This is a genomic window from Quyinboa mangrovi (assembly GCF_042219825.1).
GTDB lineage: Bacteria > Bacteroidota > Bacteroidia > Bacteroidales > UBA5342 > JBHJHP01.
The window spans coordinates 482,801-499,014 of the sequence record NZ_JBHJHQ010000002.1 but is presented as its reverse complement, the minus strand read 5'-3'; the positions used below and the strand labels follow the sequence as shown (position 1 = coordinate 499,014).

Annotated in this window: 18 protein-coding genes; 8 read left to right on the top strand and 10 right to left on the bottom strand. The window is 40.4% G+C overall.

The window, feature by feature from the left end; all coding sequences use genetic code 11:
* Window positions 1–48 precede the first annotated feature (48 nt).
* The 7 genes from ACE1ET_RS05355 to arr all read left to right on the top strand — a co-directional run bounded on the left by ACE1ET_RS05355 (window position 49) and on the right by arr (window position 6,478).
* A complete protein-coding gene (locus tag ACE1ET_RS05355; protein WP_375727335.1) occupies window positions 49–2,295 on the top strand; it encodes a nitric-oxide reductase large subunit in 2,247 nt (748 codons plus the stop codon).
* Window positions 2,296–2,932: 637 nt separating this feature from the next.
* Entirely contained in the window at window positions 2,933–3,352 is a 420-nt protein-coding gene (locus ACE1ET_RS05350) for a DoxX family protein (protein ID WP_375727334.1), read from the top strand.
* Window positions 3,353–3,442: 90 nt separating this feature from the next.
* Window positions 3,443–3,991: a dihydrofolate reductase family protein gene (locus tag ACE1ET_RS05345; RefSeq protein WP_375727333.1), complete on the top strand. Its 549-nt coding sequence runs from the start codon at window positions 3,443–3,445 to the stop codon at window positions 3,989–3,991.
* 226 nt (window positions 3,992–4,217) lie between these two features.
* A complete protein-coding gene (locus ACE1ET_RS05340) occupies window positions 4,218–4,652 on the top strand; it encodes a YybH family protein (RefSeq protein ID WP_375727332.1) in 435 nt (144 codons plus the stop codon).
* Window positions 4,653–4,694: 42 nt separating this feature from the next.
* On the top strand, window positions 4,695–5,120 hold the full coding sequence (locus tag ACE1ET_RS05335) for a VOC family protein (protein WP_375727331.1): 426 nt from the start codon (window positions 4,695–4,697) through the stop codon (window positions 5,118–5,120).
* Between the two features lie 117 nt (window positions 5,121–5,237).
* Window positions 5,238–5,687, top strand: a complete 450-nt coding sequence (locus tag ACE1ET_RS05330) for an SRPBCC family protein (protein WP_375727330.1) — start codon at window positions 5,238–5,240, stop codon at window positions 5,685–5,687.
* Between the two features lie 386 nt (window positions 5,688–6,073).
* Window positions 6,074–6,478, top strand: a complete 405-nt coding sequence (gene arr, locus ACE1ET_RS05325; protein ID WP_375727503.1) for an NAD(+)--rifampin ADP-ribosyltransferase — start codon at window positions 6,074–6,076, stop codon at window positions 6,476–6,478.
* A gap of 98 nt (window positions 6,479–6,576) precedes the next feature.
* Here the strand turns inward: arr and ACE1ET_RS05320 are convergent, their stop codons facing one another.
* Entirely contained in the window at window positions 6,577–6,774 is a 198-nt protein-coding gene (locus ACE1ET_RS05320) for a hypothetical protein (RefSeq protein WP_375727329.1), read from the bottom strand.
* A gap of 453 nt (window positions 6,775–7,227) precedes the next feature.
* Here ACE1ET_RS05320 and ACE1ET_RS05315 point away from each other — a divergent pair, with 453 nt between their 5' ends.
* Window positions 7,228–7,599, top strand: a complete 372-nt coding sequence (locus tag ACE1ET_RS05315) for a hypothetical protein (RefSeq protein WP_375727328.1) — start codon at window positions 7,228–7,230, stop codon at window positions 7,597–7,599.
* Between the two features lie 621 nt (window positions 7,600–8,220).
* Here ACE1ET_RS05315 and ACE1ET_RS05310 read toward each other — a convergent pair.
* From ACE1ET_RS05310 to ACE1ET_RS05270, 9 genes are all read right to left on the bottom strand, one after another.
* On the bottom strand, window positions 8,221–8,661 hold the full coding sequence (locus ACE1ET_RS05310) for an NUDIX domain-containing protein (RefSeq protein ID WP_375727327.1): 441 nt from the start codon (window positions 8,659–8,661) through the stop codon (window positions 8,221–8,223).
* 76 nt (window positions 8,662–8,737) lie between these two features.
* On the bottom strand, window positions 8,738–9,631 hold the full coding sequence (locus ACE1ET_RS05305) for a pentapeptide repeat-containing protein (protein WP_375727326.1): 894 nt from the start codon (window positions 9,629–9,631) through the stop codon (window positions 8,738–8,740).
* Window positions 9,632–9,848: 217 nt separating this feature from the next.
* Window positions 9,849–10,745, bottom strand: a complete 897-nt coding sequence (locus ACE1ET_RS05300; RefSeq protein WP_375727325.1) for a cation diffusion facilitator family transporter — start codon at window positions 10,743–10,745, stop codon at window positions 9,849–9,851.
* Between the two features lie 91 nt (window positions 10,746–10,836).
* The gene (locus tag ACE1ET_RS05295) at window positions 10,837–12,480 is read right to left on the bottom strand and encodes a DUF5060 domain-containing protein (protein ID WP_375727324.1); all 1,644 of its coding nucleotides are present in this window, start codon (window positions 12,478–12,480) and stop codon (window positions 10,837–10,839) included.
* A gap of 17 nt (window positions 12,481–12,497) precedes the next feature.
* On the bottom strand, window positions 12,498–13,196 hold the full coding sequence (locus tag ACE1ET_RS05290) for an SDR family oxidoreductase (protein WP_375727323.1): 699 nt from the start codon (window positions 13,194–13,196) through the stop codon (window positions 12,498–12,500).
* 189 nt (window positions 13,197–13,385) lie between these two features.
* Window positions 13,386–13,883, bottom strand: coding sequence for an SRPBCC family protein (locus ACE1ET_RS05285; RefSeq protein WP_375727322.1), 498 nt, complete (start codon window positions 13,881–13,883; stop codon window positions 13,386–13,388).
* On the bottom strand, window positions 13,873–14,199 hold the full coding sequence (locus ACE1ET_RS05280; protein WP_375727321.1) for an ArsR/SmtB family transcription factor: 327 nt from the start codon (window positions 14,197–14,199) through the stop codon (window positions 13,873–13,875). Before ACE1ET_RS05280 ends, ACE1ET_RS05285 begins: the two co-directional genes overlap by 11 nt.
* 168 nt (window positions 14,200–14,367) lie before the next feature.
* The gene (locus tag ACE1ET_RS05275) at window positions 14,368–14,748 is read right to left on the bottom strand and encodes a hypothetical protein (RefSeq protein WP_375727320.1); all 381 of its coding nucleotides are present in this window, start codon (window positions 14,746–14,748) and stop codon (window positions 14,368–14,370) included.
* A gap of 134 nt (window positions 14,749–14,882) precedes the next feature.
* Window positions 14,883–16,178, bottom strand: a complete 1,296-nt coding sequence (locus ACE1ET_RS05270; RefSeq protein WP_375727319.1) for a class II aldolase/adducin family protein — start codon at window positions 16,176–16,178, stop codon at window positions 14,883–14,885.
* Between the last annotated feature and the right edge of the window lie 36 nt (window positions 16,179–16,214).

Sequence of the window (16,214 nt, the reverse complement as noted above, 5' to 3'; positions counted from 1 at the left end):
TATATTTTTATCATATATTTGTTCAACTAACTATTAAACAATTCTTCTATGAGCACAAAAAAACTCTGGACCGGTTTTATTCTGGTCATGGTGATTTCGTTCGGTATCCTTGGTTGGTTCGGACACGAAATTTACAGGGATGCACCCCCTATCCCCGACAAAGTAGTATTAACGGACGGCACACAGGTCATGTCGTCAAAAGATATAAAGGACGGCCAGAATGTATGGCAGTCTACAGGAGGACAGGAACTGGGAACAGTTTGGGGTCATGGCGCCTATAAAGCACCTGACTGGACAGCAGACTGGCTGCACCGGGAAGCTGTATATATATTGAATGTATGGTCGCAAAATGAATTTTCAGTTCCTTATGATCAACTGGGTGATGAGAAGCAGGCCATGTTACAAAAACGACTGCAAAACCAGTTACGCAAAAACAATTATGATCCACAGACCAAAACCCTGACCATCTCACCTGTACGCTACCAGGCCTATGAAGCCGTAAGTAAACATTACAAAGGTTTATTTATGGACGATCCCGGACTGGCTGAACTCAGGGAAGCCTACAGTATACCTGAAAATGCCATCAAAGATCCGGAGAGAATGGCCATGATGAATGCCTTTTTCTTTTGGGCCAGCTGGGCTACGGTTACAGAACGACCGGGTAAAGAGATCACATATACCAATAACTGGCCTGCTGAAAAGCTGGTGGGTAACACGCCACCCGGATCGCTCCTGCTCTGGACCGGATTCAGTGTTATTATTCTATTATTCGGAATAGGCCTGCTGGCATGGTATTATGCATCCAATCGCGACGAGGATGACCACAGTACAGTACCAAAAGTCAATCCTTTGTCCGGTACAAAACTGACACCATCCATGAAAGCTACTCTCAAGTATTTCTGGGTTGTTACCGCATTAATCCTGGTACAAATCTTAATGGGAGTAATTACAGCGCATTACGGTGTGGAGGGTTCCGGTTTTTATGGGCTGCCACTGGATAAAATGCTGCCCTACTCTATTTCACGAACGTGGCATATTCAGCTGGCCATTTTCTGGATTGCCACTTCATGGCTGGCAACCGGTTTATTTATTGCACCGGCTATTTCAGGGAGAGAACCCAAATATCAGCGCTTTGGCGTGAACTTTTTGTTTATCGCACTTCTGATCATTGTTGTCGGATCACTTGCCGGTCAGTGGATGGGTGTGATGCAAAAACTGGGTCTGATCGAAAACTTCTGGTTTGGACATCAGGGGTACGAATACGTTGATCTCGGCCGTTTCTGGCAGATCTTTCTACTCATTGGCCTTGTCCTGTGGCTGTTTTTAATGGGACGTGCCATTCTGCCGGCCCTGAAACAGAAAAATGAACACAGACATCTTTTAACCATGTTCCTCATTGCCTCCATCGCTATTGCCGCTTTCTATTCAGCAGGACTGATGTGGGGAAGACAAACCCATCTTGCCATGGCAGAATACTGGCGCTGGTGGGTGGTTCACCTCTGGGTGGAAGGTTTCTTCGAAGTGTTTGCAACCGTAGCGATCGCCTTCCTGTTTGTAAGGATGCAACTGATAGGATCGAAAATAGCCACTTCAAGTGTGCTTTTCTCTACCATTATCTTCCTGTCAGGCGGCATAATCGGTACGTTCCACCATCTTTATTTTACCGGTACGCCAACTGCGGTACTGGCTCTCGGTGCCTCCTTCAGTGCATTGGAAGTTGTTCCGCTGGTTTTGATGGGGTTTGAAGCCTATCACAATATCAGGCTCAGCAGAGCCGGTGACTGGGTGTCGGCCTATAAATGGCCTATCTACTTTTTTGTGGCTGTAGCATTCTGGAATTTTCTTGGTGCCGGAATCTTTGGTTTCCTGATTAACCCGCCCATTGCTCTTTATTATATGCAGGGACTCAACACCACACCGGTTCATGGCCACACCGCCCTGTTTGGTGTATACGGCATGCTGGGCATCGGCCTGATGCTTTTTGTGCTTCGTGATATGGACCTGAGCGCCAACTGGAAACAGAAACCGATCAAAAATGCCTTCTGGCTGCTGAATATCGGATTGCTGCTGATGGTTGTGATTAGCGTACTGCCGGTAGGACTTGCACAGACCGTTGCCAGCGTAAAACACGGACTGTGGTATGCCCGTTCTGCAGAGTTCCTGAATACACCACCGTTGCAAACCATCCGCTGGCTGCGGGTGATTGGTGATACCATCTTTGCCTTTGGGGCACTGATCCTGGCCTGGTTTGTCTTTGGATTGAAATTTGGCTGGTCGCTGAAGAAACAACAATAATTCAATGAGCCGCTGCAAAGCGGCTCTTTTTTTATTCCTGCATAACCAGAAATGTAGTATAGGCTGTAAAGGTTACCAGCAGAACAGCGGCTTCCCAAGGTCTAGTTTCTTTCTCTGTCCCGTAAACATAGCTATAAACAGGAAAATGGTTCCACCGGTTAATATCCAGAGATCGGTATTGAAATGGGTATTATAAGGAATAGGCTTCACAAGTGAACTGATCCCGAGAATCAGAAAGATATTAGATAAGATGTCATTCCCAACGGTGATATCGTTGTGATGCTATAGGTGGAGGATTTGTATAGGATCCTTATTAAAATCCGTATCTATCCAAAAACAGACACCTTTTCCTAATAGTTGGAAGTGGGAACCTTCAGGTTAGCTAGGTTGCCACCCTCTTTTTAAAAAAGAGGAACATGTTTTACAGCCTCTGATTTTAAAGGATAATTTATATTGACACTTATTCCGTAAAATCATAAATTTACAATCCTATTCCACTCTTACTTATTTTATCCCACAAGTTACAGCCCTCAGTTCAGCCCTCATTCCATTTGAGAATTCATACGGTGCTATCAGGTAAATGGTTGGCATGACTATGTATAAATTCTCAATAGATTAAGATCAAAAAAATAATACAATGAATACTTTAACGGACAAATGGACATCCTGGTCGCCTTTTATACTGGGATTATTACGAATTGTTGCTGCGATTATGTTTATGATGGCAGGAGCGATGAAACTTTTTGCTTTTCCGGCGGGTATGCCTCCAAATGGAGAAACTGTAGAATTATTATCGCAAATGGGAATAGGTGGAATTCTTGAATTCTTTGGCGGTTTACTTTTGCTTCTGGGGCTGTACACAAGACCTGTCGCCTTTATTCTTGCAGGGGAAATGGCTGTGGCCTATTTCCAGTTTCATGCACCTCAGGGCTTCTGGCCGGTTATGAACAATGGACAGACGGCCATTTTGTACTGTTTTATCTGGCTGTATATTTCTGCCGCCGGAGCAGGTTCTTTTAGTATTGATGCGTTGAGAAAGAACGCAAAGAACACATAATCTACAACTTCAATATTGTTGATGTAGTCAGGGACCGGAGGTTTTCGTACGACTATTTACTGATAATCAAAGAATAAATGATCATAAAATATGAGAAAGGTAATTGCGGCAATTAATATGACGATTGACGGATTTTGCGACCATACGGCCGGACTGCCGGATGAAGAGATACATCAACATTATACAGAATTATTGGATCAGGGAGACGTCATACTTTACGGCAGAACAACATATCAGCTTATGGAATTTTGGCGAACTTTTTTAGAAAATCCTTCAGAAGATGAATCGATGAACGAATTTGCCAGGGCTATTAACAAAATTCAAAAAATTGTTTTCTCCCATACGCTTAAAAATACAGACTGGGAAAGTGCAACCGTAGCAAATCTTGGTTTAAAAGAAACGGTTTCAGAACTCAGGCAACAATCAGGAAAAAATATTTTTATTGGCAGTCGCAGTTTAATTATACAACTATTGAAATTTAACCTGATTGATGAATACCAACTTTGCATCCATCCTGTTGTTGAAGGAAAAGGTTTGCCGTTATTTGAGAATATACAAGACAGGAAAATTTTAAAACTGGTGAAAACCAAAACATTTAAAGGTGGTGTCGTAGCGCTTTACTATGAGCCAAAACAATAAGAGGAACATGGAAGCGCCTGCAATGAACACTTAAAGACCAAACAGACATGCATTAACCATATAAAGTAAAACGTCACAAAAAATGAAAAGTAACCCCGGCATTGTGCCACCGCTAAAGTTAATGCGACACGCGGTAATGCCGGGGTTACTGAAGACTTCGTAGAAAAGGGTTTCAACCCTTTATGTAGTCTTTTAACCGGACAATAGTGAAAGTAAATTCTAAATTATGGAAGAGGAAATAAGACAACTAATACTCCAAAGGGTATTAGCAGTAAAAAAAAGAGAGATAAGTAAGCTTAGTATGTATTACACTAACGATGTTATTTTGTTTGACGTGGTTGGAAATCTTAAATATACAGGAATTGATGCTTTAATAAAACGCCTCAAGGAATGGCTCGCATCCCTTTCGGAAATAAAAGATTTTGAAATTAGTGACATAAAAATAGAGGCGGCATCTGATATTGCCTGCTCCAGTGGTTTAAATCATGTTGATGCCATTACTGCCGACAAAAACAAACTCGATATGTATTGGCGTGAGACAACCTGTTATACAAAATCGGATGGTGTATGGAAAATAATGCATACCCACAGTTCAGTACCATTTGATCCCACAACAGGTAAAGCATTAGCTCATTTGAAACCTGACTTGATTGTAAAATAAACTGATGGGGATAAACATATGGCGAATAGTAAATTACTTCAAATGAACAATGTCGGTATCGTTGTTGAATCGCTTGACAGTGCCATTGCCTTTTTCACTGAAGTAGGGCTAAACCCGGAAGGACGGGCAATGGTTGAAGGGGAATGGGCCGGACGCGTGACTGGACTTGGAAATCAGTCGGTAGAAGTTGCCATGATGGTTACCCCCGATGGACACGGCAGAGTTGAACTCTCCAGATTTATTACACCGTCTACGATATCCGATCACAGGAAAGCCCCTGTGAACTCACTCGGCTATTTACGGGTTATGTTCGCTGTTGACAATATCGACGAACTGGTAGTGCGGCTCATAAGACAAGGTTCTGAACTTGTTGGAGAAATAGTTAAGTATGAAGACGCTTACCGGATTTGTTATATCCGTGGACCTGAAGGTATGCTCATCGGTCTGGCTGAACAACTCGGCAGGTAAAGAGAAATTTAAAAACATTAAAATATTACACAATTGAATTTATTGACAAATACAGGATCTGATATATAAATTAAAAACTTTCATTCAAAACGAATCGTTTCACTAAATAATTGAATCATGAAAACCAACACAGTAACATTACACCGTGTCCTGACTGCTTCTCCTGAGAAAGTATTCAGGGCTTTTGCTGAACCGGATGCCTTTGCGTTCTGGTTGCCGCCTTATGGTTTCATATGTAAAGTTCACCAAATGGAGTTTAAAGAAAACGGAACATACAAAATGTCGTTTACCAATTTCTCTACCGGGAACGGGCATTCCTTTGGAGGTGAATTCATCGAAATAAAATCCAATGAATTAATCAAATACACCGACAGGTTTGATGATCCCAACTTACCCGAAGAAATGATTACTTCGGTATCGCTAAAGGAAGTTTCCTGTGGAACTGAACTTCAAATCCAACAGGTAGGTATCCCTGATATTATCCCAGCTGAAATGTGCTACCTTGGCTGGCAGGAATCACTGGAAAAACTCAAGAAACTTGTGGAACCGGAGATCCCGGATAATTAATACATCTGGTTAACCTGGAGTAACATTCACATTAAAACGATAAGCACGTGGAATTCACCCCCAACAATGCTGTGGTCAAACTCTGTATTCAGGGCATGCACATGGAAGATACGGGCAAGGCAGAAGACGCAGGCAAATTATTCCTTCAAGCATGGCATGAAGCATCAGACGACTTTGAAAAATTTTTGGCTGCTTATTATGTTGCCCGTCAGCAAAAAAATGTTTCCGGCAGATTAGAATGGCTGAAAAAGAGCCTGGAGCATGCACTAAAAGTAAACGACCACACAGTTAAAAGTGCATTCCCTTCTTTGTATTCAAGTATTGCCCAATGCTATGAGGCTTTAGGCGAGCCTGATAAAGCAAAAAGGAATCACGAATCAGCCACTTTGTTTAAAAATGAACCAGGTGACAAAGGCCCTTTTTATCATGGAACGAAAGCAGATTTAAAAATTGGAGATTTTTTATTCGCAGGAAATACATCTAATTACAACCATGAACTCCGGATGAATCACATTTATTTTACGGCTCTTGTAAATGGTGCCGGTCTTGCGGCTGAACTGGCAAAAGGTGATGGAACCGAACATGTCTATATTGTTGAACCAACCGGAAATTTTGAAAATGACCCGAATGTTACAGATAAAAAATTCCCGGGTAATCCTACACGCTCTTACCGGACAAGAGCACCTATAAAAATCGTTGGTGAAATAAGCGAATGGGTCAGACTTACACCTGAAGAACTTCAAAAATGGCGCGAAAAGCTGGCTAACAATAAAGGTGAAATTATTAATTGAATTTCTGTAAGAATATATGATATATAAGAATAAAAAAACCAGCTCAGATTAACATCTGATTGAGCTGGTTTTTTAATTGGAATAACACAATTTGTTGTTTAGCTAACATTACAACAATTTGTACATATGCTTATTCTACTGTAATAGTCCTTAGCCTTAAGGATTGCCCCTTTACTGTTTATAAACGAGCCCAGAAAAATCCTGTTCTCAGGATTTGGCAATCTGAAGCAATCCATATGATGAATGATATGATAGCCTTGCAGATTCTCATTGATCGTTACATAATACCAGTTCATTTTATGTTATTTTAAAAAAGAGAGAGTTTCATGCAAATTATAAGAACAAGCCTATTGGTAATTCATGGATAATCATAATGGAAAACGTGACCTTCCACCTGATGTAGGAAAAGTAATCTTCCATTTTCACCGGATATGAATATCAATTTGTTGCTTGTTTTATTAAACAATATGAAAAGAACCTGACTGAGATCTAAATCTGCGAGTAAACGGGGTATAACTGACTTTAATGTTCAAATAAAATCCGCCTAAAATTAGGAAGATAAATAATAAATATCAAGCCATTCCTTTCTAAATAAGCATCTTAACTATTAATATATGCCTAAACAATGTTTATTTATGTTAAAACCGCACACAATTATTTGTTTAATTCTGTTGCGCAAAGTTTGCACAAACTACTATTTCATTCTATATTTACATTAACTGAACGTCTAATGCATAATTCCACCGGGTATGAACCAAAACATAACGTTGATTTACGATCAACAGGCTAATGTATTTATTAATAAAATAGTAGGCAAAGTTGATCTGAACTATATTCTGGATACCTGGCAGAAAGCCCTTGAATCGATGGATATTCCGGGTAACTTTAAAGGGTTTATTATTGACTGTGAATTCGGTCATTTTGATTTTTCTCTGAAACATTTCGAAAAAATGGTTATGATTTACCGCATGCATGTGTCTAAATTAAGAAATAAAAAGGTAGCCATCGTATCGAACGATCCTCACGATGTGGTATTTTCTACCCTCCTTGAATTTGCCAATAAATACAATACCAAAACATTTTCAACCCACGAAGCAGCACTCCATTGGATGCACGCATAACAGGCCTTAATGTGGCGCTGTGATACGAATCGCCGGAATCTCCAGGTAAGCTGTGAGTCTTCCTCCTTTGTCCAAAGGAGGTGGGTTTGTCAAAGACAAAGCCGGAGGATTTTATTGTCTGGCTGTTTCTTCTCCCATGGTACCATGTTTTCGGTTTTCACGGGCATAATTTTTATTGTACTGATTGTAATTTAGTTTCATATGCTTAATAGGGTTTGTTCAAAGGTATAAATCCCCCACCAATTGTCAAGCCAATTGGTACCCCCTTTTGAAAAAGTGGGACGCGGTGACCTGCAGGTTTGCTTTGGGCCGTCCTCCTTTGCTGACAAAGGAGGTGGATTCGTCAATGACGAAGCCGGAGGATTTTATTGTCTGACTGTTTCTTCTCCCATGGTACCATGTTTTCGGTTTTCACTGGCATAATTTTTATTGTACTGATTGTAATCTAGTTTCATATGCTTAATAGGGTTTGTTCAAAGGTATAAATCCCCCACCAATTGTCAAGCCAATTGGTACCCCCTTTTGAAAAAGTGGGACGTGGTGACCTTTAAACATTGAACTTGTGAACCTGCTACATTTGGATGAACATAAGGTTCGTTTAACCATTTAACAGGAATCCTGTTAAAAGTAACCATACAATACTTCTTTGGTGTAGGCTGATTTTTTGTTTCGGATCTCGACAAGTAATTTTTTAACGAATCCGCCAATATCATATTTGTCAATATCATTTAAATCCACCCATTTATATTCCTCCGCTTCATCGTTCAGAACAACATGATTCGAATCCGTTCTGCAGATAAAATCAATAAAAATAAAATGCTTCCGTTCATGAAATACTTTATTGAAAACGGTTTCCGTTAAGCTTACCAACTGAATATCGTAGATTTCCAGTCCGGTCTCTTCAAGTATTTCACGCTTCAATGCCTGCTCCATTGTCTCACCCAATTCAATATGACCACCGGGAATAACATACTTATCATTCCACTTATGCGATTTACACAGCAGCACTTTATTGTCGGAATTAAATATAACTGCACCTACAGTCGGTTCCGGATATTTCATAATTCAAGTCTTTGTTATACATAACATCTCTACAACTAAAATGGTTAGAATTACAATCTGCAATTCCAATATAATATTATGTAGTTAAAAGGGTGATCCCAGATAAATCTGCTTTGCCGCTTTTAAGAAATTCATATGTCATACGGTCTGCCTGGCAATCTTTAAACTGAATGCCTTTTAAATTTCTGCCTTTAAAAAAATTATTTATCAGTAAGGCATGCTGAAATGTCACCTTTTTAAACGCGCAGTTTTCAAAAGCACAGTCCTCCAATGTACCTTCAAAAACGATATTCGCTAGTTGACTTGCATTAAACAATGTGCGGTTCCACACGGCATTACTTAAAGTGCTCTTTGAGAAATCGCACCCTTTAAATGTTGCGCCGGAAAAATCAGCCCCGGAAAAATCACAGTCGATCATATGATTTCCCGTAAATTCAGTATTCTTCAATGAGCAATCAATAAATTTATTATCAACCAGGTGAGATCCTTTAATGTGGCTGCCGGTTAGTTCGGAATCAGAAAAGTCGCAGTTCACCACATGATTACCCTTAAGCAGCAGGCCCGACAAATCTGAACCGACAAACAAACAGTTTTTCATGTTGGAAGCACTGAATTTTTCGTGCAGATTCTTTAATCCGGAGAAATCAGCATCCACCCAGTTTCCATGCGACATATCCCAGCTGTTTTTGTTCACATGAACTTCATCATTCTGTTCTTCCTGCTTATCAACAACAGATATGTCCTGCGCGGAGGTTATTGGTTGATTGCTTTCCGAAAAATAATTCAGGTCTACATTCAGTATCTCTGCCAGACGATTGAATGTTACGATATCAGGCATGGACTCTCCCCTCTCCCATTTTCCTACAGCCTGAGAACTGATAAACAAACGTTGTGCAAGTTGGGCCTGCGACATATTCATTTTCTTACGTGCTTCAGCAATTTTATTGCCAATGATCTTTGCGTTTAACATGACTATTTTATTTAAGTATTCGACACAACAAAGATACCGGGTCCGGTTTTCGGCATCAAAAAATTCCCTTTACCTTTAGTTGTATTTCCGCTACTTATAGTTGTTTTCAGGTTACATAAGGTTGTATTTGCAGGATCACAAAAGAACTGATTCACTTATATCATAGTTTAAGTCTGAACCCCGGCAATGCACTCAGGCTTCGGTTTTAATTATGAATTCAACAGTTATTTCTGCATTCACTCTGCAACTGACTGCTTTCAATTTGAAATGTGGTATGTCCGATCCCGAATTCATGCGAGAGCTCATGTTGCAATTCACTGATAAAATCATCTTTATAGCCCTCAGGCATAATAAGGTGAACCGTCAGGGCAATCTGCGTTGTACTCATGGCCCAGATGTGCAAATCATGCACGTCGCGAACCCCCTTTTTACCCAAAAGGAAGTTCCTTACATTTTCAAGATTAATTTGTTTGGGTACCGCATCGAGTGCAAGATCAATGGAGTCTGTGAACAGTTTCCAGGTTCCCAACAATATGACCACGATAATGACACAACTGGTGACAGGATCGATCCATAACTTTCCTGTGAGATTAATAAGCAGACCTGCAACCACCACACCCAACGACACACCTGCATCAGCTGCCATATGCAAAAATGCACCTTTTATGTTCAGATCATCTTTCTGTCCTTTCATGAACAACAGTGCGGTTGCCGTATTTATAAATACGCCAATGCCGGCTACTATCATTACCTGAGAACCAGCTACGGGTTCAGGATTACTGAATTTACGGAAGGCATCCCAGGCAATCAGGCCCACAGCTACAAACAACAATAGCGCATTCAGAATAGAGACAAGAATCGTTGTTTTACGTAATCCATAGGTATATTTTCCTTTGGGCTTCATGGTTGCCAAACGGGCGGCAACCCATGCAAATACAAGGCTCAGCACATCGCTGGTATTGTGGCCGGCATCTGCCAACAAAGCCGATGAATTTGCGATCAGTCCATAAATAACCTCCACAGCAACAAATGCTATGTTCAGTCCAATTCCAATCGCAAAGGCTTTACCGTGATTATTTTGATGTGCGTGTGAATGTGTATGCTGATGTGCCATAAAACTTTTCTGTATCTGTTATTCCCGTCCCGTCGTCTGCCTGTTTAACAGATGAATGATGCCAACTGTTTTAAATTTTCTCCGCATTGCGTCATTTTTTTAAGATCAATACCCAGTCTGAAGCATGATCCGGTGCCATGAATTCAACAGGTGGTTCATTTTCCACAACAGTGATTAAATCCAGTTTTATTTTTTCTCCCGATTCGGCATTGAGCCACAAATTGTCCGCATAATTCCCCGGTTCGATGTTAAGCGCAAAAGATACACCATCAGGGTCAAATACCAGATACTGTTGTCCCGGTTCGGCCAATGCATAAACACGCAACGCAGGATGGCGGGATAACAATTCATCGTGTGGCTCCATCCGGTAAAATTTAACATCTTCGAGCATGGTCCGGCTCAGGATGGAAATATATTTTTCTGAAAGCCTGTATGGATTATCGTCACTAAACGGAAGACCTTCAGGTCCACTCGCTACCAATTCATATTCACCGGCATGCCCGTTCCATGTAAAAGATGCACCAGCCGTTGCACAAGCCCAGGCCGAGCGCCGCAAATCGTCCTGGGTTGCATGTGTTCTTTCCTGCCAGAAACGTCGCCAAAGCACATTCCCTTCAATCATATAAACCGGTTTATCCCTGTATCCCAGTAAACATGCCATATGATGTGTCCATGGTTCCTTCCACAGATGCCGTTCCATATCTTTATCCGGTGCAGCAATCTCATGATTCTCCACCGCTGCAAAGGTATATTCAGGCAAATCATAATGATTTTCACGCGGGAACTCATCTTCATACGTTGCCAGATGCTTAAAAATGTCGTATCGTTGTATGAGCCTGGCAAATCCCAGTTCCTGATCCTCCCTGTCACCCGGAACTTCCCATACATAATTCCAGCCTGCCAGATTCGCAAAGGGAGCAAGCCGTGCCACCATATATTTTACAAAGAAATCTTTTTGCTGACTTGTAAGGTCTACCCATGACGGACCGTCATTTTTACTGCCATCCACACCCAGAAACATATGAACACCAATATCATTGTTATTGAACCAGGCCAGATGCTTTTCCATCAAATGCCAGACCTTAAGATTCATGCTTTCATAGAGTTCTCCTTCGCGATACAACTCGAGATCCTGTGTTTCCGGCTCAGGGCCATCGTGATAATACTGCCCGAAACAGCACAACGATAATAACCAGTTTACCTGAACATGATTATATCCATTGTCCTTAAGTTTCTGATACACATTTTCCACAATCCATCCAAAGTCCTGTGCAATTGAGCCATGACCTGTTTCATAATATGATTTGAGCCAGACCGGATCGGTTCCGTTATATGCGAACCAGTGTGGATTATTTGTATAGGGTTTCAATATACCTTTGCCGGCATTTTCAGCGATACATTCAAAAGATCCCTTACCTCCTTTGGTGCTGTCAGACCAACTGTATTCATAAGTCCATTCTCCAGTTTCATTTGGTATGAACCGGATCTTCCAGATATTTCCTACGTTAAAATTACCGCCTCCCTTACCATCACCATCGTAAAAACCCCAAAAGTTTTTAATCTCTCCAGAAGGCGATCTGAAGATTACGTTCAGCTCCACGTCCGTAAACTTGTTCTCATATTTTGTACGATTAATAACCCGGGTTTCGAACATACGGAAAAGGCTGACCTGCTCTGCAGCAAATAAAATGCCTGTGAATGAACAAAGTATTATAAGAGATAAGAATCTTTTCATTGGAAATGCTTCAATTATTATCTGGGAAATGCTCCGTTGTTGATGTCAATACAATGGCCGTTTACGTATTCCGGGCTTTCCGTTCCCAGCCAGAAAATAACTTTTGCCACTTCTTCCGGTTGCGCAAATCTGCCTGAATATACGTTGCCAAGAAATGCTTTCTGACGGCTTTCAGGAATGCTGTTTTTCATTTCTGTTTCCACAATGGCAGGAGCTACCGAATTAATAAGAATACCATGCTTACCAAGTTCTTTAGCATAACTTTTTGTCACATTAATCAGACCTGCTTTAGAAACACCGTACCAGATATCAGGATGGCCAATATGACCGGCAATGGAAGCCACATTAACGATTCTGCCACTTCCGTTTTTTATCATATTTCCGGCAACACTGTTCATCAATTCCACAGGCGCCTCAATGTTCACTTTTAGCAGATCGTCTTTAAGTGTTTCGGGATAAGCGCTATAACTTACCGTATTCATTATGCCCGCATTGTTGATAAGCACATCTACCGGATCAATACCTTCAATTAAACCTTTAATCTTATCTGTTTCACGCAAATCAAAAGCCACATGTGTGCAGTTTACCTGTTCTTTTAATCCTGAAAAATCGCGCGCCACAATCGTAACGCGATATCCTGCATCCAGAAAAAGTTTTGTGGTCACCAGACCAATTCCCTTATTTCCTCCTGTAATAAGTACATGATTATTCATCATACTGTATTGTTATGAATTCATGAAAAATTTAAACGATATGCCGATTATAAATGTGAAACAAATCAGCAACCGAATAAAATTAATCATTTTATATGAAAGTCTTCAATAATAAATCCATAGGCATAGGTGAAAATATTAAAGAGACTCCGGTTCATTGTTATTTAACTGAACCGGAGTTGGTATAATGTTTTAATTATTCTCAAAAATCTCATCAAGATTTTCAAATGCAGAAAGGAATCCTTCCCTGAATCCCATATTAACCATCATTTCAAGATCATTTAATTCGTCAAAGGTTAATAAAACTCTCACTATGGTTCTTTCTCCATTCGAAGTAAAATCCACATACCATTTTGAACGCGGTGCAGATTCTTCAACATTTCCTTCAGAATCACAAAATGCAACATTGGAGGAGAAATTTTCCAAGGAACGTATTGAACTGAAGTCAGACCTTGAATAATTTTCCTCACCATCCGGTCCCATCATCGCATACAACCAAAATCCTCCAACTCTGAAATCCATCTTTTTTGTAGTGACTTTCCAGGGTTTTGGCGCCCACCACTTGTCCAGAAGTTCACTTTCAGTCCATGCTGACCATACTAGTTCGATGCCGGCGTCAAACTCCCTGTTAACCAAAATTTGCTTGTTTTCCTTGTCTACGGAAAAATTTAATAAGAGACTACTTTTCATTTTGTTTTGATTTTAAATCTGTTAATACTTCATCCAGTTGATTAAACCTGTCATTCCAGATATTTTTAATCTGACCTAACCATGTTTCAACTTCACTTAATTTCTCTGGTTTGAAGTGGTAGTAAATCTCGCGTCCCTTTTTATCCTGTTTTAATACATCACATTCATCAAGATAACGGATATGCTTTGATACAGCCTGCCGTGTCATGTCAAACTGCTCTGCAAGCGCATTAGGTGTCATAGTCTGCGTAGCCAGAAGAATAAGAATTGCTCTCCGTGTTGGATCTGATAGTGCCTGAAAAATATCACGTTTCATAATAACATATATTTGCAACCATTCAGTTGCAAATATATGCAACTTTTTAGTTGCGCAATAAATCATTTAACGTTTTTAACACAACGAATGTCTAAATTCAATGACTTAACAATGCAAAAGAAATTTAATAAGATTTAAGTTGAAGGTACCCGAAAATTTAAATCGTGTTTATTCAAAAATCCACTTCAGTGCAGCTTCTTCTGTGGAAAATGGTTTTGACTGATAACCGTCATCCATGGTTTTTACCAACGTAGTTACTACAACATCATGGGGATTATTGGTAAGAATTGCTATTTTTTTTTCATAAAAAAATTCCAGATTGTCTTTGTAAAATTCAGGAATCTGATGATATTCATTCAGATTAATTTTCAAATGAGCCGAACGATAATCCAGAATGAAACCTGTAACATCTTCAGGAATCAGGCCTTTTCTGAAAATATTCTGCCACGATTCAAAAATATTTTCAAGTTGGACAGTACCGGAATATCTTTTATAAAAGATTTTGTTTTTTACCTTGTATTCAACCGAGTATGTTGAATTTTCCTGCATAATTGAAGTATTATATGAGCTTATTCAGTGGCCCAAAATTAATAAATTTATGTAAACAGAATTAATTATTCCAAAGTATTATAAAAGCCATCCTGAATTAGAGCAGCTTCCCATTCTGACTAAAATAATACTCCTCAACTCAGGAACTTCTTCCGCAGATCCTCCACCTGGTCATCATTTATTGGGTGCATTTCACCTAGCGGAGCACCCAACGTAAGCGATTTGGCACTGAATTCTGCCACCTCCAGGCGGTCAAAGGTATTCAATAATTTATCACCGGTCACAAGCACAGAATCGTTCTCGATGATCACTGCCGGTGTTTTACCCGAAATCAGGTTCAGAATAGTTTCATTACCTTTAAAATGTGAACCAAAGGGCACACTGGGCACATCCTGTAAGAATATCCAACTCTCCGGAATGGTTCGCACATCGAATTTATTTCCGGTTACACCGAATGCCATTAAATAGGGTGATTGTGTAAGTATGATTGAGTTGATATTCGGATTACGTTTATAAATTTCCTGGTGCAACCAAACCGAACGACTTGGAATTTTTCCCGGCTCACGCTTTCCGTCTTTTATCTGTACAATATCTTTTCGCTCAATATCCCATCGGTTCACGTTGGTTGGCGTTATCAGAAAATCATTACTGCGCCAACGAACAGAAACTGTTCCGTATGTACTGATCATTAAGCCCTGCTTGCAAGCACGCCGTACAATCCTTACAATTTCGTCACGGACGAATCTTTCATCAGAGGGATAGCTCACATGATCCAGTTCAGGTAGCAGTACCGGAATCTGTGAATCGAAAGCTTCGATGTCCTTATCAGACAAATATCTTGGGTCACCTATTGATTTGGCATTAATTAATGTCCTGGAGCAGAACTCCATAGCTTCGAAACGCTCAAATGCATCTATAAGATTGCTTCCACCAACCACAACACCATGGTTTTCCATGATGACCGAATTATGACCTTTTGCAAATACATCGGCAATACTTTCTCCTAATGCTTCACTTCCCGGTAATGCATATGGCGCAAACCCAATAGGTCCACATACATGTTTAGCCTGGGGAATTACATTTGTATTTGGGATCTGTCGTACAATGCTAAATGAAACAAGCCCCGGCGGATGAGCATGGACCACCGATTTAATATCCTTTCTGATCTCATATATGGCTTTATGGAATGGATATTCCGATGATGGCTTATGCTTTCCGATGATCTCGCCAGTCTGTTTTACACAGATGATATCCGAAGGACGTAAAGATCCTTTATCTATGGCAGATGGAGTTACCCACATGTCACCGTTATCATCCATTATCGAAATATTCCCACCCGACGTGGTTGTCATACCACGATTATATATACGGCTGATCACCAAAATGATCTGATCGCGGGGATGCATAAATCTGGTTTCCAGAGCTTCCATGTTACACGGTTTTTATTGTTTACATAATCGGGGCTA

Coding starts and splice junctions, on each gene's coding strand:
- ACE1ET_RS05350 (WP_375727334.1), top strand. CDS start 2,933: ATGAATACTTTAACGGACAAATGGACATCCTGGTCGCCTTTTATACTG.
- ACE1ET_RS05295 (WP_375727324.1), bottom strand. CDS start 12,480: ATGAAAAGATTCTTATCTCTTATAATACTTTGTTCATTCACAGGCATT.
- ACE1ET_RS05345 (WP_375727333.1), top strand. CDS start 3,443: ATGAGAAAGGTAATTGCGGCAATTAATATGACGATTGACGGATTTTGC.
- ACE1ET_RS05305 (WP_375727326.1), bottom strand. CDS start 9,631: ATGTTAAACGCAAAGATCATTGGCAATAAAATTGCTGAAGCACGTAAG.
- ACE1ET_RS05355 (WP_375727335.1), top strand. CDS start 49: ATGAGCACAAAAAAACTCTGGACCGGTTTTATTCTGGTCATGGTGATT.
- ACE1ET_RS05340 (WP_375727332.1), top strand. CDS start 4,218: ATGGAAGAGGAAATAAGACAACTAATACTCCAAAGGGTATTAGCAGTA.
- ACE1ET_RS05310 (WP_375727327.1), bottom strand. CDS start 8,661: ATGAAATATCCGGAACCGACTGTAGGTGCAGTTATATTTAATTCCGAC.
- ACE1ET_RS05315 (WP_375727328.1), top strand. CDS start 7,228: ATGAACCAAAACATAACGTTGATTTACGATCAACAGGCTAATGTATTT.
- ACE1ET_RS05285 (WP_375727322.1), bottom strand. CDS start 13,883: ATGAAAAGTAGTCTCTTATTAAATTTTTCCGTAGACAAGGAAAACAAG.
- ACE1ET_RS05290 (WP_375727323.1), bottom strand. CDS start 13,196: ATGATGAATAATCATGTACTTATTACAGGAGGAAATAAGGGAATTGGT.
- ACE1ET_RS05330 (WP_375727330.1), top strand. CDS start 5,238: ATGAAAACCAACACAGTAACATTACACCGTGTCCTGACTGCTTCTCCT.
- ACE1ET_RS05335 (WP_375727331.1), top strand. CDS start 4,695: ATGAACAATGTCGGTATCGTTGTTGAATCGCTTGACAGTGCCATTGCC.
- ACE1ET_RS05300 (WP_375727325.1), bottom strand. CDS start 10,745: ATGGCACATCAGCATACACATTCACACGCACATCAAAATAATCACGGT.
- ACE1ET_RS05320 (WP_375727329.1), bottom strand. CDS start 6,774: ATGAACTGGTATTATGTAACGATCAATGAGAATCTGCAAGGCTATCAT.
- ACE1ET_RS05275 (WP_375727320.1), bottom strand. CDS start 14,748: ATGCAGGAAAATTCAACATACTCGGTTGAATACAAGGTAAAAAACAAA.
- ACE1ET_RS05270 (WP_375727319.1), bottom strand. CDS start 16,178: ATGGAAGCTCTGGAAACCAGATTTATGCATCCCCGCGATCAGATCATT.
- ACE1ET_RS05280 (WP_375727321.1), bottom strand. CDS start 14,199: ATGAAACGTGATATTTTTCAGGCACTATCAGATCCAACACGGAGAGCA.